This is a genomic window from Streptomyces sp. A0958, assembly GCF_004795035.1.
GTDB lineage: Bacteria > Actinomycetota > Actinomycetes > Streptomycetales > Streptomycetaceae > Streptomyces.
This window is the reverse complement of sequence record NZ_SSBK01000039.1, coordinates 1-17,679: the sequence shown is the minus strand read 5'-3', so window position 1 is coordinate 17,679 and position 17,679 is coordinate 1. Positions and strand designations below refer to the sequence as shown.

Sequence of the window (17,679 nt, the reverse complement as noted above, 5' to 3'; positions counted from 1 at the left end):
CTGTCACGGGGTTACCACCGGGCCCGGAATGGATGCCGCGCCCCCCAGGTTCTAGCCTGTTGGGGGCGCGGCTTTTCCGTACACCTGCGCGAATGCCCCCGCAGTGACGGCTCAAGGAACGAGGCACACATGACCGACCCGGTGACGCTGGACGGCCAGGGACCGATCGGCGAGTTCGACGAGAAGCGTGCCGAGGCCGCTGTACGGGAGCTGCTCATCGCCGTCGGCGAGGACCCGGACCGCGAGGGCCTGCGGGAGACCCCGGGGCGCGTGGCGCGGGCGTACAAGGAGATATTCGCCGGCCTGTACCAGGAGCCGGAGGACGTCCTGACGACCACGTTCGACCTGGGCCACGACGAGATGGTGCTGGTCAAGGACATCGAGGTGTTCAGTACCTGTGAACATCACCTGGTCCCGTTCCGCGGGGTGGCGCACGTCGGGTACATCCCGGCCACCAGCGGCAAGATCACCGGCCTGTCGAAGCTGGCCCGGCTGGTGGACGTCTACGCCCGCCGGCCGCAGGTGCAGGAGCGGCTGACCACGCAGATCGCCGAGTCCCTGATGGAGATCCTGGAGCCGCGCGGCGTCATCGTCGTCATCGAGTGCGAGCACATGTGCATGTCGATGCGCGGCATCCGCAAGCCCGGGGCGAAGACGCTGACCTCGGCCGTCCGAGGACAGCTCCGGGACCCCGCGACGCGCGCCGAGGCCATGAGCCTGATCATGGCGCGCTGACGCCCTGGCGCGCTGACGCCCTGGCGCGCTGACGCCCTGACGCCCTGACGCCCTGACGCCCTGACGCCCTGACAGAGGCGGCGTGCCGGGCCTTTCCGGGCTCCGCCCCGCCCGCCCCGCCCGCCCCGCCCCTACGCCGCTGCCGCGCCCGTGTTGTCGTCCTTGTCGTCCGGGAGCTTGCAGACGTGTTCCAGGAAGAGGGCGGCGGCGATGACGGCGATGCCGGCGAGGACCGCGAAGCCGGCGTAGATGGCCTGGTCGCGGCGGGGCGGGATGTCGAGGGAGCCGAGCAGGAAGACGCCCGTGCCGCCATACATCCCGGTGACCAGGGCGACGACGAGGGCGCTGGCCTGGGCGAAGACCAGGGCGCGGGCCGCCATCAGGGGCTCGACGCCCTTCGCGCCCGGCCGGCGCTCGCGCTGGGCGCGAAGCCGGGAGCGGATGGACAGGGCCGTGGCCAGCAGGACGACGGCGATCACCGCGAGCACGATGGGCGCGGCCAGCGGGACGCTGGGCAGGGTGCCGAAGGAGTCCCAGAGGCGGGCGGCGCCCCAGGAGAGGATGCCGGCGGCGGCGAAGAGGCCGGCCAGGACTCCGAGCCGTAGTTGCTTCACCGGGTGAGCCGCCTTCCGCCGCCTGTGATCGTCCTGCTGTCTTCTGTGAGCCTAACGACTACTCGGGCAGCCGGAGTTCCAGGTCGGCCCGGGGGAGCACGCCGCCGCGTCCGACACCGGTCAGCAGATCGGCGACCGGGCCGAGGCCGGGGAGCTGGGCCTCGGGGTCCACGTCGTGCCACGGGGCGAGGACGAAGGCGCGCTCCCGGGCCCGGGGATGGGGCAGCGTGAGCACGGGGTCGTCGGAGACCACGTCGGCGTACGCGACGATGTCGACGTCGATGGTGCGCGGTCCCCAGCGCTCCTCGCGGACCCGTTCGAAGGCTTCCTCGATGGCCTGGCCGCGCTCCAGCAGGGAGGACGGGGGCAGGGTCGTCTTCACGACGATCACCGCGTTGAAGTACGACGGCTGGGAGCCGGGGTCGACGCCCCAGGGCTCCGTCTCGTATACGGGGGAGACCGCCTTGACCCGGAGGCCGGGCGTGTCCTCCAGGGCGTCGATCGCGCCCTGAAGGGTCTCCAGGCGGTTGCCCAGGTTGGCGCCGAGGGAGAGCACGGCGAGTTTGGGGTTGGAGAGGGTGATGTCCGCCGCGTCCACCTGCTCGACCACGGAGGCGGGCACCGGCTGTACGGTCGGGTCGCTCTGCCCCTCGGTAGAAAATGCAGTCATGCTCGGCTCCGGGTGATGGTGATGGTGACGTCGTCGAAGGGAACGGTGATGGGCGCGTCCGGCTTGTGCACCACGACCTCCACCTCCTCGACGCCGTCGTGCTTCAGGCACTGCTGGGCGATGCGCTCCGCGAGCGTCTCGATCAGGTCGACCGGTTCGCCCCGGACCACTTCGACGGCCTCTTCCGCGACCACGCCGTAGTGCACGGTCTTCGTCAGGTCGTCGGCGGCTGCCGCGGGGCGGGTGTCGAGGCCGAGCACCAGGTCCACGATGAACGTCTGTCCCTCTTCCCGTTCCCGGGGGAAGACGCCATGGTGCCCTCGGGCCTTGAGGCCGCGCAGCGCGACACGATCCACGCGAATCACTCCTGCTGTCGTTGGTCGTAGGGCACGGGGCCGCGTGCGGGCGGCCGGGTACCCGATTTCGAATCTACCTGCGAGCACCGACAGCCCTCCCCCGCGGGGGCTCGGGCGTGCGGGCACGGAACAGATAGCCGCTGATACCCCGATGTGGCCGGTTCCAATCCCGATGGGCCGGCTTTGGCGCCCGATTCGGGCAGGGGCCGCTCAGGACGGGGTCTCTTCGTCCTCTTCCTCACCGGTTTCGGCCAGTACGGGCGAACCGTGGTGGGACCAGAGCTTCCAGCCGTCCGGCGTGCGGCGGAACACGTTCGTGGCGACCACGAGCTGCCCGACGAGCGGGCCGAGCGAGCTTCCCTCCTCGGCGGGGCCCCCGCTGAGGATGTTCTCGGTGCAGGTCACCAGCGCGGTGTCGCCCGTCATGGAGACGCCGACGTCGGTCAGGAAGAACTGGATGTACTCGGTGTTCGCCATGATCAGCGCGTAGCTGCGCAGCACCTCGCCGCGCCCGCTGAGCACCGGCCAGCCGGGGTGGACGCAGGAGACCGTGAGGTCCTCGCCGGGCAGCCAGAGGGCGGTCAGCGCTTCGAGGTCGCCCTGCTCCAGGGCCTCGTAGAAGGCGGTGTGGGCCTGTTCGACGGCGGCGATGTCGGCGGCCGCGGCGGCGTGGTCGTCCCTCGGCTCGCTCACGCGGCTCCCTCGATGGCGCGGGCGACCCGTACGGCGTCTGCGGTGGCCCGCACCTCGTGGACGCGGACGGCCCAGGCGCCGGCCCGGGCGGAGAGCGCGGAGACGGCGGCGGTGGCCGCGTCGCGCTCGCGGGCGGGCGGCGGGCCGCCCTCGCCGGCCAGTACGTGGCCGAGGAACCGCTTGCGGGAGGCGGCGACCAGGAGGGGCCGGCCGAGGGCGTGCAGCGCGTCCAGCCGGGCGAGGAGCGCGAGGTCGTGGGCGGCGTCCTTGGCGAAGCCGAGCCCGGGGTCGACCACGAGGCGTTCCGGGGCGACGCCGCCGGCGATCACCGCGTCCATCCGGGCCTTCAGCTCCTCGACGACCTCGGCGACCACGTCCCCGTACACCGCCCGGCTGTTCATCGACTCGCTGAAGCCGCGCCAGTGCATGACGACGAAGGGGGCCCGGGCCGCGGCGACGACCGGGACCATGTCCGGGTCGGCCTGGCCGCCGCTCACGTCGTTGACCAGGACCGCGCCGGCGGCGATCGCCTGCTCGGCGACGCGGGCCCGCATGGTGTCGACGGAGACCGTGACCCCTTCCGAGGCCAGGCCGCGGACCACCGGGATCACCCGGCGCAGCTCCTCGGTCTCGTCCACCCGGCTGGCGCCGGGCCGGGTCGACTCGCCGCCGACGTCGACCAGGTCGGCGCCCTCGCCGACCAGGTCGAGGCCGTGCTTGACGGCCGTCGTGGTGTCGAACCAGCGGCCCCCGTCGGAGAAGGAGTCGGGGGTCACGTTGACGACACCCATGACCGCGCAGCGGTCCCACTCCGGCAGACCCTGGACCGTGCCTCGTCCACGCAACGTACTCATACGACCAGCGTAGGCCCGTACGGGCTGCCTCTACGCCGCGCGGGCGCCCTGTTCGCCGGCCTGAGGCGGTACATGGGCGCAGGGGCGGCGGGGGCCGACGGGGAGGCGGCGGGCCAGGGGGCGGGGGAGCGCGAAGTTCACGAAGCCCTCGGCCTGCATCGCGGCGAACGAGATGCGGGGCAGGTCGCGGGCGGTGCGGTAGACCACGAAGCGGGGCTCCCAGCGGGGGCGGAACTTGGCGTTGAACTTGTACAGCGACTCGATCTGGAACCAGCGCGAGAGGAAGATCAGCAGCCCGCGCCAGACCCGCAGGACCGGTCCGGCGCCCAGTTTCTCGCCGCGGGCCAGGGCGGAGCGGAACATCGCGAAGTTCAGCGAGACGCGGGCGATGCCGAGGCGGGGCGCGGCCTGGAGGGAGGCGACGATGAGCAGTTCGTTCATGCCGGGGTCGGCGGACCGGTCGCGGCGCATGAGGTCGAGGGACATGCCGTCGGTGCCCCAGGGGACGAAGTGGAGTACGGCCTTCAGGTCGCCGTGGGGGGAGTCGGCGCTGTGTTCGTCGGCCTTGTGGGCGGTGGCGACGAAGCAGTCCTGGTCGGCGGTGTCGCCGATGCGGCCGAGGGCCATGGAGAAGCCGCGTTCGGTGTCGGTGCCGCGCCAGTCGGCGGCGGCGTGGCGGATGCGGGCGAGTTCGGCCTCAGAGATGTCGGCCACGCGCCGGACGCGGGTCTCGTAGCCGCCGCGTTCGATGCGCTTGACCATCTGGCGTACGTTGCGCATCGCGCGTCCGGCGAGGGAGAAATCCGCGACGTCCACCACCGCCTCGTCGCCCAGTTCGAGGGCGGTCAGGCCGGTCTCGCGGGTCCAGACCTCGCCGCCGGTCTCGCTGCAGCCCATGACGGCCGGGGCCCAGGAGTGCGCCCGTGCCTCGTCCATGAAGCGTTCGATGGCGCCGGGCCAGGCCTCCACGTCGCCGATCGGGTCGCCGCTGGCCAGCATCACGCCGGAGACCACGCGGTAGCAGACGGCGGCCTTGCCGCTGGGTGAGAAGACCACGGCCTTGTCGCGGCGGAGCGCGAAGTGGCCGAGCGAGTCGCGGCGGCCGTGCCGCTCCAGCAGGGCGCGCAGCCGGGCCTCGTCGTCCTCGGTGAGGCGGGCGGCCGGGTGCTCGGGGCGGAAGGCCAGGTAGATGGTGGTGACGGCGGTCAGCAGGCCGAGGGCGCCCAGCGAGTAGGCCACGGTCCAGGAGGTGTCCCCGGCGTAGTCGACGGGCCCCTCGAAGCCGAACAGGCCGTACAGCACGTGCTGGAGGCGGTCGGCGATGCTGGGGTTGCCGACGAGACGGCGGGGGTGGGCGCTGACGATGACCAGGCCCAGGCCGAGCGACGCCGCGCCGAGCAGTACGAAGTTGGCCAGGGCCCGCCAACGGCTGCGCGGGTCGGGGAGCGCGGCGAATTCGCTCCGGTGACGTACCAGTAGGTAACACAGCGTCAGCGACACGAGGGTGCCGAGGACGGAGTGCCGGTAGGAGAACTGGGCCAGCGCACCGACCGGGAGCAGGACGACGGCGGCCCGCCACGCGCGCCGCTTGCGCCGTTTGAGGCCGTGGGCGAGGAGCAGCAGGAGGAGGCCGGCGCTCAGTGAGAGGGCGGCGGCGAAGGGGCCGAGGGCGCCGGGCAGCACTTCGGCCAGGCTGTGCATGCGGCTGTGCCGGAACCGTGGGAAGACCCCGGCGGCGACGTCGATCAGTCCGACGGCGGCGCAGGCGGTGCCGACGAGCGCCGGCACGGCTTCCGGCTTCGGGCCGCGCACGAACGTGCGTGCGCGGGCCGGAACCGATCCTGATTTATCCCCATCTAGCGTGACAGACATCGCTTCCCGTGGTTCCGCGAGAGATTCCTGGAGTCCGGCGGCCGGAGCCCTGCGGACGATGTGCGACCTCTAGGACGAGGCTTCCGGGCCGTGGGTTCACCCACAACCCGGAAATTTCCTTACAGAAAGTTCACCGGTCATGGGCCTTACGGGCAAGGCAGTGCTGATCGTCGCGATCGTGCTGGCCGTCGTGCTGTTCTCCGTCACGATCTGGTACTGGCCGAGGCTCGCCCGGCGCAGTGCACCCGCGGTGCTCGGCCGGGTGGGGATGCTGCTGGCGACCCAGGTGGCGGTGTTCGTGACGGTCGGCCTGCTGGCCAACAACTCCTTCCTGTTCTACGGCTCCTGGGCCGACCTGCTCGGCCGCAAGCAGGAGCTGGGCGTGGTCACCGACCACGCCGCCGGGGCGCTGGCCGCGAAGAACATCGTGCGGGTGGGGACGCAGCGGCCGGACGTGCCGGGTGGTGGGCGGCCGGAGGTGGGCGGCCGGATCGACAAGGTCGTGGTCGCGGGCCGGCACTCGGGGATCGAGAGTTCGGCGTACGTGTATCTGCCGCCGGAGTACTTCCAGCCGGCCTTCGCGCGGCGGAAGTTCCCGGCGGTCCTGGTGCTCACCGGGTACCCGGGCACCTCGGAGAACCTCATCAAGGGGCTGCGCTATCCGCGTACGGCACTCGACCGGGTGAAGGCCGGACGGGCGCAGCCGATGATCCTGGTGATGATGCGCCCCACGCTTGCGCCGCCGCGGGACACCGAGTGCGTGGACATAGAGGGCGGCCCGAAGACGGAGACGTTCTTCGCGGAGGACCTGCCCCGGGCGATCTCGGCCGAATACCGGGTCGGCAAGCACGCCCGCAACTGGGGCGTCATCGGCAACTCGACCGGGGGGTACTGCGCCCTGAAGATCGGGCTGCACCACCCGGACAGGTTCACCGCGAGCGCGGGGCTCTCCGCGTACTACAAGGCGGCCGAGGACCCGACGACCGGTGACCTCTTCCACGGCGACGAGGGGGCGCGGCGCCGCGCCGACCTGCTGTGGACGCTGGACAACCGGCCGCAGCCGGACTCGTCGTTCCTGGTGACGAGTTCCCGCCACGGCGAGTCGAACTACGCCGACACGCGGCGGTTCCTGGCCAAGGTGAAGCAGCCGGCCCAGGTCTCCTCGATCGTGCTGGACAGCGGCGGGCACAACTTCAACACCTGGCGCCGGGAGATCCCCGCCGCCCTGGAGTGGTTGAGCAGCCGGCTCAGCGAGAGCTGACGGGGCCGCCTCAGGTCGCCGCGGTCTCCGCCACGCCCGTCACGCTCTCGACGGCCACCTCGGCGCGGGACACCGAGCGGCCGTCCGCGCCGACCGAGCGGCGCAGCGCCTCGTGGAGGCGGGCGGGGGTGAGCACGCCCAGGAACCGGCCCTCGCCCGCCTCGTCGATGACGGCGATCCAGCCGGCGTCGTGCTGGAGCATGGTGGCGAAGGCCTGTTTCAGCGGGGCGCCGAGGGGGAGCCACGCCTCCATGCGGCGGGCGTGGTCGCGGACGGTGCCCTTGCCGCCGGTGCGCGCGTCGTCGGCGGGAATCCAGCCGTGCAGGTGGTCCTCGCCGTCCAGGACCACCGCCCAGCGGGCGCCCTCCGCGCGCAGCCGTTCGGTGGCGGCGGCCAGCGGGTCGTCCAGGTGGACGACCGGCGGGTGGTCGAGGTCGCTCTCCTCGACGGGGGTGACCGAGAGCCGCTTGAGGCCGCGGTCCGCGCCGACGAAGTCCGCGACGTAGCCGGTGGCGGGGGCGCCGAGCACGGTGGCGGGGGAGTCGAACTGCTCGATCGAGCCCTGCCCGTAGACGGCGATGCGGTCGCCGAGCCGGACGGCCTCCTCGATGTCGTGCGTGACGAACAGGATGGTTTTTCGGACCTGTTCCTGGAGTTTCAGGAATTCGTTCTGAAGGTGCTCGCGCACGACCGGGTCGACCGCGCCGAAAGGTTCGTCCATCAGCAGGACCGGCGGGTCGGCGGCGAGTGCCCGGGCCACGCCGACGCGCTGGCGCTGGCCGCCGGACAGCTGTTCCGGATATCGGTCGCCATAAATGGAAGGGTCGAGTCCGACCAGATCGAGGAGCTCGGCGGCGCGGGCGCGGCCCTTTCCGCGTTTCCAGCCGAGGAGATGGGGAACGGTCGCGGTGTTCTCCAGGACCGTCTTGTGCGGGAAGAGGCCGACTTGCTGGATCACATAGCCGATACGGCGGCGCAGTTGGACGGGGTCGACGGCGGATATGTCGTCCCCGTCGAGGAATATCCGGCCCTCGGTCGGTTCGATCAGCCGGTTCACCATCTTCATGGTGGTCGTCTTGCCGCAGCCCGACGGTCCGACGAGCGTGACCAGCTCACCCTCGGCGACCTCGAAGGAAAGGTCGTCGACGGCGGTGGTGCCGTCCGCATACCGCTTGGTGACGTGCTCGAAACGGATCATGGTTCCCCATTGTCGCGCGTGTTCTGTGAAGGACATGTTGCTGGAATACAACGGCCTCGGCGATTGTCAGTGGTCGAGGATAGGCTCGCCGGACATCAGTACGAGAGGGCAATCGGGAGGTGGGGGGACGGATGGCCGGACAGAGCTGCCTGGTGACGAACGACTGGATCTGCGGGGAGTACCTCCGTTCCCGCAGCCACGAGTTGACGGACGCGACGGTCCAGCACATCTGGATCACCGCCGTCTCGGTCGTGATCGGGGTGGCCGTGGCCTTCCCGCTGGCGCTCCTCGCGCGCCGCAGCCGGCGTTTCGCCGGACCGGTGCTCGGGCTGACGACGGTGCTCTACACCGTGCCCTCGCTCGCGATGTTCTCGCTCCTGCTGCCCCTGTTCGGGCTCTCGGCGGCGCTCGTGGTCACCGGGCTCGTGCTGTATTCGCTGACCATTCTCGTGCGCAACATCCTCGCCGGTCTCGAAGCGGTCCCGCAGGAGGCGAAGGAGGCCGCGCACGGCATGGGGTACGGGCCGGCCCGCCTGCTGTGGGAGGTGGAACTGCCGCTCGCGCTCCCCGCGCTGATGGCGGGGATACGCATCGCCACGGTGTCCACCATCGCGCTGACGACGGTCGGTTCGATCGTCGGCCGGGGCGGCCTGGGCAACCTCATCCAGGACGCGCTGCCCAGCTTCTTCAAGGCCCAGGTGCTGGCCGCCTCGGTGCTCTGCGTGCTGCTCGCGGTCGTCGCCGACCTGCTGCTGCTCGGCCTGCAGCGGCTGCTCACCCCCTGGACCCGTATACGCGCCACGCACGGCGGCGCGGGCGCGCCCGGCCCGGCGAAGGCGGTCTGACCATGGGAGTTCTCGGCGAGGCATGGACCTGGCTCACCACCGGCGCCAACTGGTCGGGCGAGAGCGGGGTCGCCCACCGGCTCGGTGAGCACCTGTACGTCAGCGGCGTGGCGCTCGTCCTGTCCTGCGCCATCGCCCTGCCCCTCGCGCTCTACCTGGGCCACATGGGCAAGGGCGGCGCGCTCGCGGTCAACCTGGCCAACGTGGGTCGGGCGATCCCCGTCTTCGCGGTCCTGGCCCTCTTCATGGTCTCGCCGCTGCGCAACACCGGATACACACCGACGATCATCGCCCTGGTGCTGTTCGCCGTGCCGCCGCTGCTGACCAACGCCTACGTCGGGATGACGGAGGTGGACCGTTCGGTGGCGGAGGCCGCGCGCGGGATGGGCATGTCGGGCGGTCAGCTCTTCCTGCGCGTCGAGCTTCCGCTGGCCTACCCGCTCATCATGACCGGGCTGCGGTCGGCCGCGGTCCAGGTCGTGGCCACGGCGACGATCGCCGCCATGGTCGGGCAGGGCGGCCTCGGCCGCATCATCACCGCCGGGTTCAACACGTACGACACCCCGCAGGTGGTCGCGGGGGCGCTGCTGGTCGCCGTGCTCGCCCTGCTGGTGGAAGCGGTCCTGGTGGGCGTCGACCGCCTGCTGTCCCCGCTGCGCCGCCGCCGGCCGGCGTGAGTGCCCGGCCCGGCCCAGCCAACCGATAACCCTTGTCGCATACGGCCTCGCCGCCGTGGACGGAGAAGAACATGAGCAGGACCTCACGTATGGCCGGCGCGGTCGTCGGCGTCATCGCGCTGGCGGGCTCGCTCGCCGCCTGCGGCGGAGACAGCCTGGAGAAGGACAAGGGCGCCCCGGCCGGGGACAAGGACTCCGCCGAGAAGGGCTCGCTCGTCGTCGGCGCCGCGTCCTTCACCGAGTCCAAGGTGCTCGCTCAGCTGTACGCGCAGATACTCGGGGACGCCGGATACAGCACCTCGGTCACCACGGTGAACAACCGTGAACTCTACGAACCCTCGCTCGAGAAGGGAGAGATCGACGTCGTACCGGAATACGCGGCGACGATCGCGGAATTCCTCAACGCGAAGGTGAACGGGGCGAAGGCCGCCGAGTCGAAGCCGGTCGCCTCGGCCGACACCGCCGCCACCGTCGCCGCCCTGAAGAAGCTCGCCGAGCCGCGCGGACTGAAGGTGCTGCCGGCCGGGAAGGCCGTCGACCAGAACGCCTTCGCGGTCACCAAGGAATTCGCCGAGAAGCACAAGCTGACGACCCTTTCGGATCTCGGCGCCGCCAAGGTCGGCGTCAAGGTCGCGGCGGGCGACGAGTGCGAGGTGCGGCCGTTCTGCGCGCCCGGACTCAAGAAGACGTACGGCATCGACGTCACCGGAATCGACCCCAAGGGCGTCGGCACCCCGCAGTCCAAGCAGGCGGTCAAGGACGGCAAGGACCAGCTCGTTCTCACCACCACCACCGACGCGGTGCTGGACAGCTACGACCTGGTGTTCCTGGAGGACGACAAGAAGCTCCAGAACGCGGACAACGTCCTGCCGGTCCTCAACGCCAAGGACGCCGGTGCGCAGGACATAGCCGACGCGCTCGGCAGGCTCACCGGCGCACTCACCACCGAGGACCTCGCGCAACTGAACCGCAAGGTCGACGCCGAACGCGCCAAGCCCGCCGATGTGGCCCGGGAATACCTCCAGTCGAAGGGGCTGATCAAGAAGTAGCGAAGGTCCCCCGAAGAAGGGGAATCGGGGGCCGCCAGGTAACTTGCGGGGCACAGATTGCCGGGCGGCTCCCCAAGTACGCCGTACACACGGTAAATTTCGAGCCATGCCACGTGGACGCCATCGCCATTCGCCACCACTGCACAGAATCCTTCCGCCTTCGGCCGTCGCCGGGGCCTCGGTCGTCTGTGCCGCGGGAGCCTGGCTGCTCGCCGACCCCCTGGTCCTGCGCGCACTGGTCGCGGCCGCCGCGGCCGCAGCCGTCACCGGCGCGGTGCTGATGCGCGGCTGGGACCGCGAGGCGGGCCGCCGGGTCGCGGAGCTGACGCGCGCCCGCGCCGGCGACGAGTGGCGCGCCGAGGAACGCGTGGCGGAACTCGAAGCCGATCTGGAGGAGTCGCGCGAGCTGCGCGCCCGCCTGGAGACGAAGCTGCGCCGCAAGCGGGTGGAGCTCGCCGGGCTGCGGGGCGAACACGCCGCGCTGCTGCGGCGGTACGCCAACGCCGAGACCGAGCGCGCCAGCGTCCTGGAGAGCCGCCGGCAGCTCGCCATCGAGGCGTCCGCCCCGGCCCGCTCACTGCCCGCCGCGCGCAGCACCCCGACCCCGGACGCGTACGCCCGTGCCGCCCGCGCGCTGGCCGACCTCCCGCGCAACGCCGCGCTCCAGGGGGCCCGGCGCACCGCCGAGGACGCCAAGCAGCGGGATATCGCGGAGCGGGCCCCGGAGCCGGAGGAGCCGCAGGAGAAGCAGGCGGCGGCCGGGGCGCCCGGGGCGCCCGAGGCCGGTGCCGGTGCCGGTCAGGAGCACCGCTCACCCGCCGCCCTGCCCGCGGCCCGACCCGCCGGTGAGCTGCCCGCCCCGCGCCCGGTGCCGGCCGTCGGCGCGGTCGTCCCGTACAGCGCGTCCCGCCGCCACCTGGTGCCGCAGGGCAGCTTCGACTTCTTCGGTACGCAGAAGGCGCACGCCGCGATCGAGTCCGTGCAGAACGAGGACCTGGCCGACGTGGTGGGCGAGGAGGCGCTTGCCGCGCACCGCTCGGGCACGCCGGAGAACCGGGCCGTCGGCAAGGTCATCGACCTGACCGCGCACGACGAGACGGAGCAGCTGGACGTGGCGGAGCTGCGCAGCGCGATCTCGTAACGGCTGCGGCGCGCGCGGCCGTTACTTGTCGATGTCGCCGACGACGAAGAACAGCGAGCCCAGGATCGCCACCATGTCGGCGACCAGCGTGCCCGGCAGCAGTTCGGTGAGCGCCTGGATGTTGTTGAACGAGGCGGAGCGCAGCTTCAGCCGGTACGGGGTCTTCTCGCCCTTGGACACCAGGTAGTAGCCGTTGACGCCGAGCGGGTTCTCGGTCCAGGCGTAGGTGTGGCCCTCGGGGGCCTTCAGGACCTTGGGCAGCCGCTGGTTGACCGGGCCGGGCGCCAGCGCCGCCATCCGGTCCAGGCAGGCGTCCGCGAGGTCCAGGGCGTTGTGCGTCTGCTCCAGCAGGCATTCGAACCGGGCCAGGCAGTCGCCCTCGGTCCGGGTGACGACCTTCAGGGTGTCCCGCAGCTCCCCGTACGCGAGGTACGGCTCGTCGCGCCGCAGGTCGAAGTCGACGCCAGAAGCGCGGGCGATCGGCCCGGACACCCCGTACGCGTGCACCGCGCCGGCCGACAGCACGCCCACCCCGCGGGTGCGGGCCCGGAAGATCTCGTTGCCGAGGACCAGTCCGTCGTAGATGTCCATCCGGGAGCGGACCGAGGCGACGGCGTCCCGGGCGCGGCCGAGCCAGCCCGCCGGCAGGTCCTCCTTCAGGCCCCCGACCCGGTTGAACATGTAGTGCATCCGGCCGCCGGAGACCTCCTCCATCACGGCCTGAACCTCCTCGCGCTCGCGGAACGCGTGGAACACCGGGGTGATCCCGCCGAGTTCCAGCGGGTAGGAGCCGAGGAACATCAGGTGGTTGAGGACCCGGTTCAGCTCGGCGAGCAGGGTGCGGGTCCATACCGCGCGCTCGGGGACCTCCATGCCGAGCATGCGCTCGACGGCCATCACGACGCCCAGCTCGTTGGAGAACGCGGACAGCCAGTCGTGGCGGTTGGCGAGCATGATGATCTGGCGGTAGTCGCGGGCCTCGAAAAGCTTTTCCGCGCCGCGGTGCATGTAGCCGATGACCGGTTCGGCGTGCTGGATGCGCTCGCCGTCCAGAACGATGCGCAGGCGGAGCACGCCGTGGGTGGAGGGGTGCTGCGGGCCGATGTTGAGCACCATGTCGGTGCTTTCCGCTGCGCCGCCGATGCCGACTGTCGTCTCCGTCATGCGGGACAGTATCGCTCGTCCGAAGCCCCTCCGGCGATTGAGGAGGGGTGCGCAAAATCGAGCTCCTTTGGCGATTGAGGAGCGGTGCGCAAAATCCAGCCCCTCCGGCGATTGAGGAGCGGGGGTTCGGGGGCGGAGCCCCCCGGGTCGCTGCCCCGGACCCCGCTCCTCAACCGCCGGAGGGGCTTGGGTGCGCGCCGGAGGGGCTTCGTACGCGCCGCGTCAGCCAGCCGAAGTCGCCCAGGCCGCCCCGGGCGGTGAGTTCCGCCGCCTCGCCCGCCGTCGACAGGGCGCGAACATACGCGGCCGGGTCCGTCGACGCCAGCGCCAGGGGCGGGCGTTCCCCGCTGATGCCCAGGTCAGCCAGCGCCTCGCGCTGGGTGCGCAGCTCCGTGTCCGGGCCGGCGGCCGCCGCGCAGGCGTCCAGGGCCACGTGGGCGGTGAGGTCGCAGCTGCCGTCCGGCACCGGCCGCACCTCGCGGCCCGCCCTGAAGCCGGTCAGCGTCCCGTACGGCGGGCGTTCCGCGCGTACGTGCGTGTAGTCCACCGCCACCGCGAGCCCCGCGGACAGCGTCGACACCGCGTCCGCCCACACCTCGTCGCGGGGGCGGCCGATCTCCGCCCGGCTGCCGGGGCCCGCCGAGGGCCACCAGTCCCGCAGCCACGCCGCGTCCGCCCCGCCCACCGGTTCGCCCAGCCGCTCCGCGCCGTCCGAGGTCCGTACCTCGACGTACCGGTCGACGCCGTCGGGGTCCGTCTCGGCGACCGGCAGCGGCACGTTGTCCAGCCACTCGTTGGCGAACAGCAGCCCGCGCACACCGCGCGGCGGCTTCGCGCACCACTGCACGCGCGGGTCCAGGCCCTCGGGGCGGGCGGCGAGTTCGACGGCGTACGCCCGTACGGTGAGGCCGGCGCCGCCTTCGGCCGGCAGCGCCGCGAGCACGCCCGTCACCAGCTCCCCGCGCCCGGCACCCATGTCGACCAGGTCCACGTCCGTGGTGCCGAGTTCCGCCGCCGTCGCGACCAGCAGCCGGGCGACGGCGGCGGCGAACAGCGGGGAGGCGTGCACAGAGGTACGGAAGTGGCCCGCGGGGCCCTCGGGGCGCCGGTAGAAACCCTCGTCGCCGTAGAGAGCGGTCTCGGCCGCCTCCTGCCACCCACGCCACTCATCCGTCACGTTTCCCAGTCTCCACCTTGGGGAGTACGGTCCCTGGACCCGGATCGACCCTTCGGCTGACCCGGCACCCCTCGGCCTTCCCTACGCTGGGTTACGTGCAGCGCCTCTACGATTTCATCCGCAGACACCCGACGGGCGTCGACAGCTTCTGGGCTGTCTTCCTCCTCGGGCTCTCCGGCGTGACCATCGTGGCGGGCGACGCCGGACGCGGCGGCAGCCTCGAACGCGTCGCCATCGTGCCGGTCGTCGTCGGTCTCTGCGCCGTCGTCGCCCTGCGCCGGCGCGCGCCCGAGAAGATGCTGCTGCTCGCCATCGCGATGGGGGTGGCGCAGCTGGTCCTCGGCGTCAGGCCGACCGTCGCGAACTTCGCCATGCTGGTGATCACCTACACGGTGGCCACCATCGGTGAGCGCTGGGCCTCCCGGCTCGCCCTGGCGTGCAGCCTGGGCGCGGCCACGCTCTCCCAGCTCCGCTGGCCCAACGAGGAAGGGGGGCCGCGCAGCTGGGCGGAGACCGCGTTCGTCGTCGTCGTGATGACGGTGCCGTTCGTGCTGGCCTGGGTGCTCGGTGACTCGATGCGGACCCGGCGGGCCTACTTCGACCAGCTGGAGGAGCGGGCGGCCCGTCTCGAACGGGAGCGCGAGGCCCAGTCGAAGGTGGCGGTGGCCGCCGAGCGGGCCCGTATCGCCCGTGAACTCCACGACGTCGTCGCGCACAACGTCTCGGTGATGGTGGTGCAGGCCGACGGTGCCGCTTATGTCATGGACGCGGCACCCGATCAGGCCCGGCAGGCGCTGGACACCATCTCCAGCACCGGCAGGCAGGCGCTCGCGGAGATGCGGCGGCTGCTCGGGGTGCTGCGGACGGGGGACGCGCAGGAGAGCGGGGAGTACGTCCCGCAGCCCGACGTCGAGCAGATCGAGGAGCTGGTGGACCAGGTCAGGGCGGCCGGTCTGGCCGTGGACTTCAAGGTCGAGGGAACCGCCCGCCCACTGCCCAGCGGCGTCGAACTGACCGCGTACCGCATCGTGCAGGAGGCCCTGACCAACACGCGCAAGCACGGCGGCCCGCACGCCGGGGCCAGTGTGCGGCTGGTCTACTTCGACGACGGGCTCGGCCTGCTGGTCGAGGACGACGGCCGGGGCGCGGCGCACGAGCTGTACGAGGACGGCGGGGCCGACGGAGCCGGCCACGGCATGATCGGCATGCGCGAACGGGTCGGCATGGTCGGGGGCACACTGGACGCCGGGCCGCGCCCCGGCGGAGGGTTCCGGATCAGCGCGCTGCTGCCGCTCAAGACCGCCGACTAGACCGTCGCGCCTGCCCACCGAAAGAGTTGCGCCTGCCCACCGAAAGAGGAGACAAGACCCCATGGCGATCCGCGTGATGCTCGTCGACGACCAGGTGCTGCTGCGCACCGGCTTCCGGATGGTGCTCGCGGCGCAGCCCGACATGGAGGTGGTCGCCGAGGCCGGTGACGGCGCGGAGGCGATCGAGAACCTGCGCTCCACCGCGGTGGACGTGGTGCTGATGGACGTACGCATGCCGAGGCTGGACGGCGTCGAGGCCACCCGCCGCATCTGCGCGCAGCCCGATCCGCCGAAGGTGCTGATCCTGACGACGTTCGACCTCGACGAGTACGCGTTCTCCGGGCTGAAGGCCGGGGCCAGCGGATTCATGCTGAAGGACGTGCCGCCGGGCGAACTGCTCGCCGCGATCCGCTCCGTGCACAGCGGGGACGCGGTCGTCGCCCCGTCCACCACCCGCCGGCTGCTCGACCGGTTCTCGCCGATGCTGCCCAGCGGCAACCCCGAACCGCAGCACAAGGACGTCGCCAAGCTCACCGAGCGCGAACGCGAGGTGATGCTGCTGGTCGCCCAGGGCCTGTCGAACGGCGAGATCGCGGGGCGCCTCGTGCTCTCCGAGGCGACCGTGAAGACGCATGTCGGCCGCATCCTGACGAAGCTGTCCCTGCGCGACCGGGTGCAGGTCGTCGTCCTCGCGTACGAGACGGGTCTGGTGCGCGCCGGCGGCGGCGCGGGCTGAGCAGCCCGGATCGCCGCTCAGCGCAGGATTCCCTCCAGGAAGTCGCTGCCGAGCCGGGCCACCACGGTCAGGTCCAGCTGATGCAGGACGTACCGCCCCCGGCGCCGGGTCGTGACCAGCCCGGCCTTCTTGAGCACCGCGAGATGGCGGGAGACCTCGGGCGGGGTGATGCCGTTGGTGTCGGCGAGTTCGCCGGTCGTGTACGGGGAACGGGCGATGTTCCGGCAGAGCCGCATGCGCATCGGGTGGGCCAGGGCCTCCAGCCGCAGCTGGAGCAGTTCGACCGAGGCGGGCGAGGGCAGCTCGGGCCGGTGCACCGGGTAGTGGATCACCGGGCGCCAGCCGGGGGCGTGCAGCACCATCAGATGGGGCCGGCCGAAGCTGGTGGGGATGAGCGTGAGCCCGGGGCCGACGGCGGGGTCGGTCGCGTCGGTCGCGCCCTCGGTCAGCTTGTCCACGCTGATCCGGCCACCGTCCTCGGCCACCGCCAGCGCGGGGGAGACCGCCCGTATCGCCTCGCCGACCCCCTTGTGCCGCAGCAGGTCCGTCTTGTGCCGTGCGTCGGCCACCAGCTGGAAGCGGACCCGCTCCCAGGTGTCCGCGAAGAACGCCTGGTCGCAGTCCTCGAACAGGCGGCGCAGCCAGCGGCGTACGGGTGCGGGGTCGGCCAGCAGCCGCTGGGTGAACTCCACCTGCCGCGGGCCGCGCGCCGCCGCCATGTCCAGGGCCCGGGCGCGCATCCTGGCGTCGCGCAGCGGGGAGGTCGAGCCGGTCCCGTAGAAGGCGGCGCAGGTGAACTCCAGGGCGGCGGAGACGAACCGGTCGTCGTCCAGCCGGTCCAGGATGTCCAGGTCGGCGGCGAGGTCGGCGCCCGTCCTGCCGTCGCCGCCGCGCACTCCGGCGAACGGCATGAAGATGTCCGAGAAGGTGTTCCGCCACAGGAACTCCGCCTCGTGCAGCCGGTCGGCGAGGTCGGGCTCCAGCGCCGTGGCGGTGGCCGTCATCCAGCCGTGCACGGCCGGGTGGTGCCCCGGCTCGGAGAGCGCGTGCAGGGCGACCCCCAGCTCCACGAGCGGGGAGGTCTCGAAGACGATGCGGGCGGGGTCGAGCCCCGCGATGTCGATGGTCACGCTCACCCGTCCATGGTGCCGGGCGGGTGTGCCGGCCCGGCCGCCGGTTGACGGCATACGTCAAACGGCGGCCGGGCGCGGGCGGCGGGACACCGCCGGGGCCGGCCCCCTGTCACCCCTTGCGGGGCAGCCGCTCCAGGAAATCGGCCAGCGCCCGCCGGACGTCCTCGGCCGTCCACTCCAGCCCCGCCTCCCCC

At 72.1% G+C, this 17,679-nt stretch carries 18 protein-coding genes; 8 read left to right on the top strand and 10 right to left on the bottom strand.

The features are described from left to right. Positions 1-129: 129 nt before the first annotated feature. Positions 130-735, top strand: coding sequence for a GTP cyclohydrolase I FolE (gene folE, locus E6P78_RS27740; protein ID WP_136206393.1), 606 nt, complete (start codon positions 130-132; stop codon positions 733-735). A 131-nt stretch (positions 736-866) separates the two neighbouring features. Here folE and E6P78_RS27735 read toward each other — a convergent pair whose 3' ends face one another. From E6P78_RS27735 to E6P78_RS27710, 6 genes are all read right to left on the bottom strand, one after another. Further along, the gene (locus E6P78_RS27735; RefSeq protein WP_136206392.1) at positions 867-1,349 is read right to left on the bottom strand and encodes a DUF3180 domain-containing protein; all 483 of its coding nucleotides are present in this window, start codon (positions 1,347-1,349) and stop codon (positions 867-869) included. 58 nt (positions 1,350-1,407) lie between these two features. After that, a complete protein-coding gene (gene folK, locus E6P78_RS27730) occupies positions 1,408-2,019 on the bottom strand; it encodes a 2-amino-4-hydroxy-6-hydroxymethyldihydropteridine diphosphokinase (RefSeq protein ID WP_136206391.1) in 612 nt (203 codons plus the stop codon). Beyond that, positions 2,016-2,375, bottom strand: a complete 360-nt coding sequence (gene folB, locus E6P78_RS27725) for a dihydroneopterin aldolase (RefSeq protein WP_136206390.1) — start codon at positions 2,373-2,375, stop codon at positions 2,016-2,018. Before folB ends, folK begins: the two co-directional genes overlap by 4 nt. A 210-nt stretch (positions 2,376-2,585) precedes the next feature. Next, complete coding sequence (locus tag E6P78_RS27720) at positions 2,586-3,068, bottom strand: nuclear transport factor 2 family protein (RefSeq protein WP_136206389.1); 483 nt, start codon at positions 3,066-3,068, stop codon at positions 2,586-2,588. After that, positions 3,065-3,859 (bottom strand): dihydropteroate synthase, encoded by a 795-nt coding sequence (folP, locus tag E6P78_RS27715; RefSeq protein ID WP_136206425.1) that lies wholly within the window; start codon positions 3,857-3,859, stop codon positions 3,065-3,067. Before folP ends, E6P78_RS27720 begins: the two co-directional genes overlap by 4 nt. A 93-nt stretch (positions 3,860-3,952) precedes the next feature. After that, positions 3,953-5,794, bottom strand: a complete 1,842-nt coding sequence (locus tag E6P78_RS27710; RefSeq protein WP_206307933.1) for a phosphatidylglycerol lysyltransferase domain-containing protein — start codon at positions 5,792-5,794, stop codon at positions 3,953-3,955. A gap of 139 nt (positions 5,795-5,933) precedes the next feature. Here E6P78_RS27710 and E6P78_RS27705 point away from each other — a divergent pair, with 139 nt between their 5' ends. Further along, positions 5,934-7,055, top strand: a complete 1,122-nt coding sequence (locus E6P78_RS27705) for an alpha/beta hydrolase-fold protein (RefSeq protein ID WP_136206387.1) — start codon at positions 5,934-5,936, stop codon at positions 7,053-7,055. A 10-nt stretch (positions 7,056-7,065) separates the two neighbouring features. Here E6P78_RS27705 and E6P78_RS27700 read toward each other — a convergent pair whose 3' ends face one another. Continuing rightward, the gene (locus E6P78_RS27700) at positions 7,066-8,253 is read right to left on the bottom strand and encodes a betaine/proline/choline family ABC transporter ATP-binding protein (RefSeq protein ID WP_136206386.1); all 1,188 of its coding nucleotides are present in this window, start codon (positions 8,251-8,253) and stop codon (positions 7,066-7,068) included. Between the two features lie 131 nt (positions 8,254-8,384). Between E6P78_RS27700 and E6P78_RS27695 the strand changes: the two genes are divergently transcribed. From E6P78_RS27695 to E6P78_RS27680, 4 genes are all read left to right on the top strand, one after another. Then, the gene (locus E6P78_RS27695) at positions 8,385-9,098 is read left to right on the top strand and encodes an ABC transporter permease (protein ID WP_136206385.1); all 714 of its coding nucleotides are present in this window, start codon (positions 8,385-8,387) and stop codon (positions 9,096-9,098) included. Between the two features lie 2 nt (positions 9,099-9,100). Further along, the gene (locus E6P78_RS27690; protein WP_136206384.1) at positions 9,101-9,775 is read left to right on the top strand and encodes an ABC transporter permease; all 675 of its coding nucleotides are present in this window, start codon (positions 9,101-9,103) and stop codon (positions 9,773-9,775) included. Between the two features lie 71 nt (positions 9,776-9,846). Continuing rightward, entirely contained in the window at positions 9,847-10,824 is a 978-nt protein-coding gene (locus E6P78_RS27685; protein ID WP_136206383.1) for an ABC transporter substrate-binding protein, read from the top strand. 106 nt (positions 10,825-10,930) lie between these two features. Next, complete coding sequence (locus E6P78_RS27680) at positions 10,931-11,965, top strand: hypothetical protein (protein WP_206307932.1); 1,035 nt, start codon at positions 10,931-10,933, stop codon at positions 11,963-11,965. 21 nt (positions 11,966-11,986) lie between these two features. Here the strand turns inward: E6P78_RS27680 and E6P78_RS27675 are convergent, their stop codons facing one another. Beyond that, entirely contained in the window at positions 11,987-13,129 is a 1,143-nt protein-coding gene (locus E6P78_RS27675; protein ID WP_136206382.1) for an NADH-quinone oxidoreductase subunit D, read from the bottom strand. A gap of 169 nt (positions 13,130-13,298) precedes the next feature. Beyond that, a complete protein-coding gene (locus E6P78_RS27670; protein ID WP_136206381.1) occupies positions 13,299-14,306 on the bottom strand; it encodes an SAM-dependent methyltransferase in 1,008 nt (335 codons plus the stop codon). 95 nt (positions 14,307-14,401) lie between these two features. Between E6P78_RS27670 and E6P78_RS27665 the strand changes: the two genes are divergently transcribed. Both E6P78_RS27665 and E6P78_RS27660 read left to right on the top strand, forming a co-directional pair. Next, positions 14,402-15,616: a sensor histidine kinase gene (locus E6P78_RS27665; protein ID WP_136206380.1), complete on the top strand. Its 1,215-nt coding sequence runs from the start codon at positions 14,402-14,404 to the stop codon at positions 15,614-15,616. 61 nt (positions 15,617-15,677) lie between these two features. Continuing rightward, positions 15,678-16,352, top strand: a complete 675-nt coding sequence (locus E6P78_RS27660) for a response regulator transcription factor (RefSeq protein ID WP_136206379.1) — start codon at positions 15,678-15,680, stop codon at positions 16,350-16,352. A 17-nt stretch (positions 16,353-16,369) separates the two neighbouring features. On the opposite strand, the gene E6P78_RS27655 is transcribed toward E6P78_RS27660, so the two are convergent. Further along, positions 16,370-17,482 (bottom strand): DUF5937 family protein, encoded by a 1,113-nt coding sequence (locus E6P78_RS27655; protein ID WP_136206423.1) that lies wholly within the window; start codon positions 17,480-17,482, stop codon positions 16,370-16,372. Positions 17,483-17,679 lie beyond the last annotated feature (197 nt).

Excerpts from the sequence above, each read along its gene's own strand:
- folE (WP_136206393.1), top strand. The coding sequence starts at position 130 with ATGACCGACCCGGTGACGCTGGACGGCCAGGGACCGATCGGCGAGTTC.
- folK (WP_136206391.1), bottom strand. The coding sequence starts at position 2,019 with ATGACTGCATTTTCTACCGAGGGGCAGAGCGACCCGACCGTACAGCCG.
- folP (WP_136206425.1), bottom strand. The coding sequence starts at position 3,859 with ATGGGTGTCGTCAACGTGACCCCCGACTCCTTCTCCGACGGGGGCCGC.
- E6P78_RS27710 (WP_206307933.1), bottom strand. The coding sequence starts at position 5,794 with ATGTCTGTCACGCTAGATGGGGATAAATCAGGATCGGTTCCGGCCCGC.
- E6P78_RS27705 (WP_136206387.1), top strand. The coding sequence starts at position 5,934 with ATGGGCCTTACGGGCAAGGCAGTGCTGATCGTCGCGATCGTGCTGGCC.
- E6P78_RS27700 (WP_136206386.1), bottom strand. The coding sequence starts at position 8,253 with ATGATCCGTTTCGAGCACGTCACCAAGCGGTATGCGGACGGCACCACC.
- E6P78_RS27695 (WP_136206385.1), top strand. The coding sequence starts at position 8,385 with ATGGCCGGACAGAGCTGCCTGGTGACGAACGACTGGATCTGCGGGGAG.
- E6P78_RS27690 (WP_136206384.1), top strand. The coding sequence starts at position 9,101 with ATGGGAGTTCTCGGCGAGGCATGGACCTGGCTCACCACCGGCGCCAAC.
- E6P78_RS27685 (WP_136206383.1), top strand. The coding sequence starts at position 9,847 with ATGAGCAGGACCTCACGTATGGCCGGCGCGGTCGTCGGCGTCATCGCG.
- E6P78_RS27680 (WP_206307932.1), top strand. The coding sequence starts at position 10,931 with ATGCCACGTGGACGCCATCGCCATTCGCCACCACTGCACAGAATCCTT.
- E6P78_RS27675 (WP_136206382.1), bottom strand. The coding sequence starts at position 13,129 with ATGACGGAGACGACAGTCGGCATCGGCGGCGCAGCGGAAAGCACCGAC.
- E6P78_RS27660 (WP_136206379.1), top strand. The coding sequence starts at position 15,678 with ATGGCGATCCGCGTGATGCTCGTCGACGACCAGGTGCTGCTGCGCACC.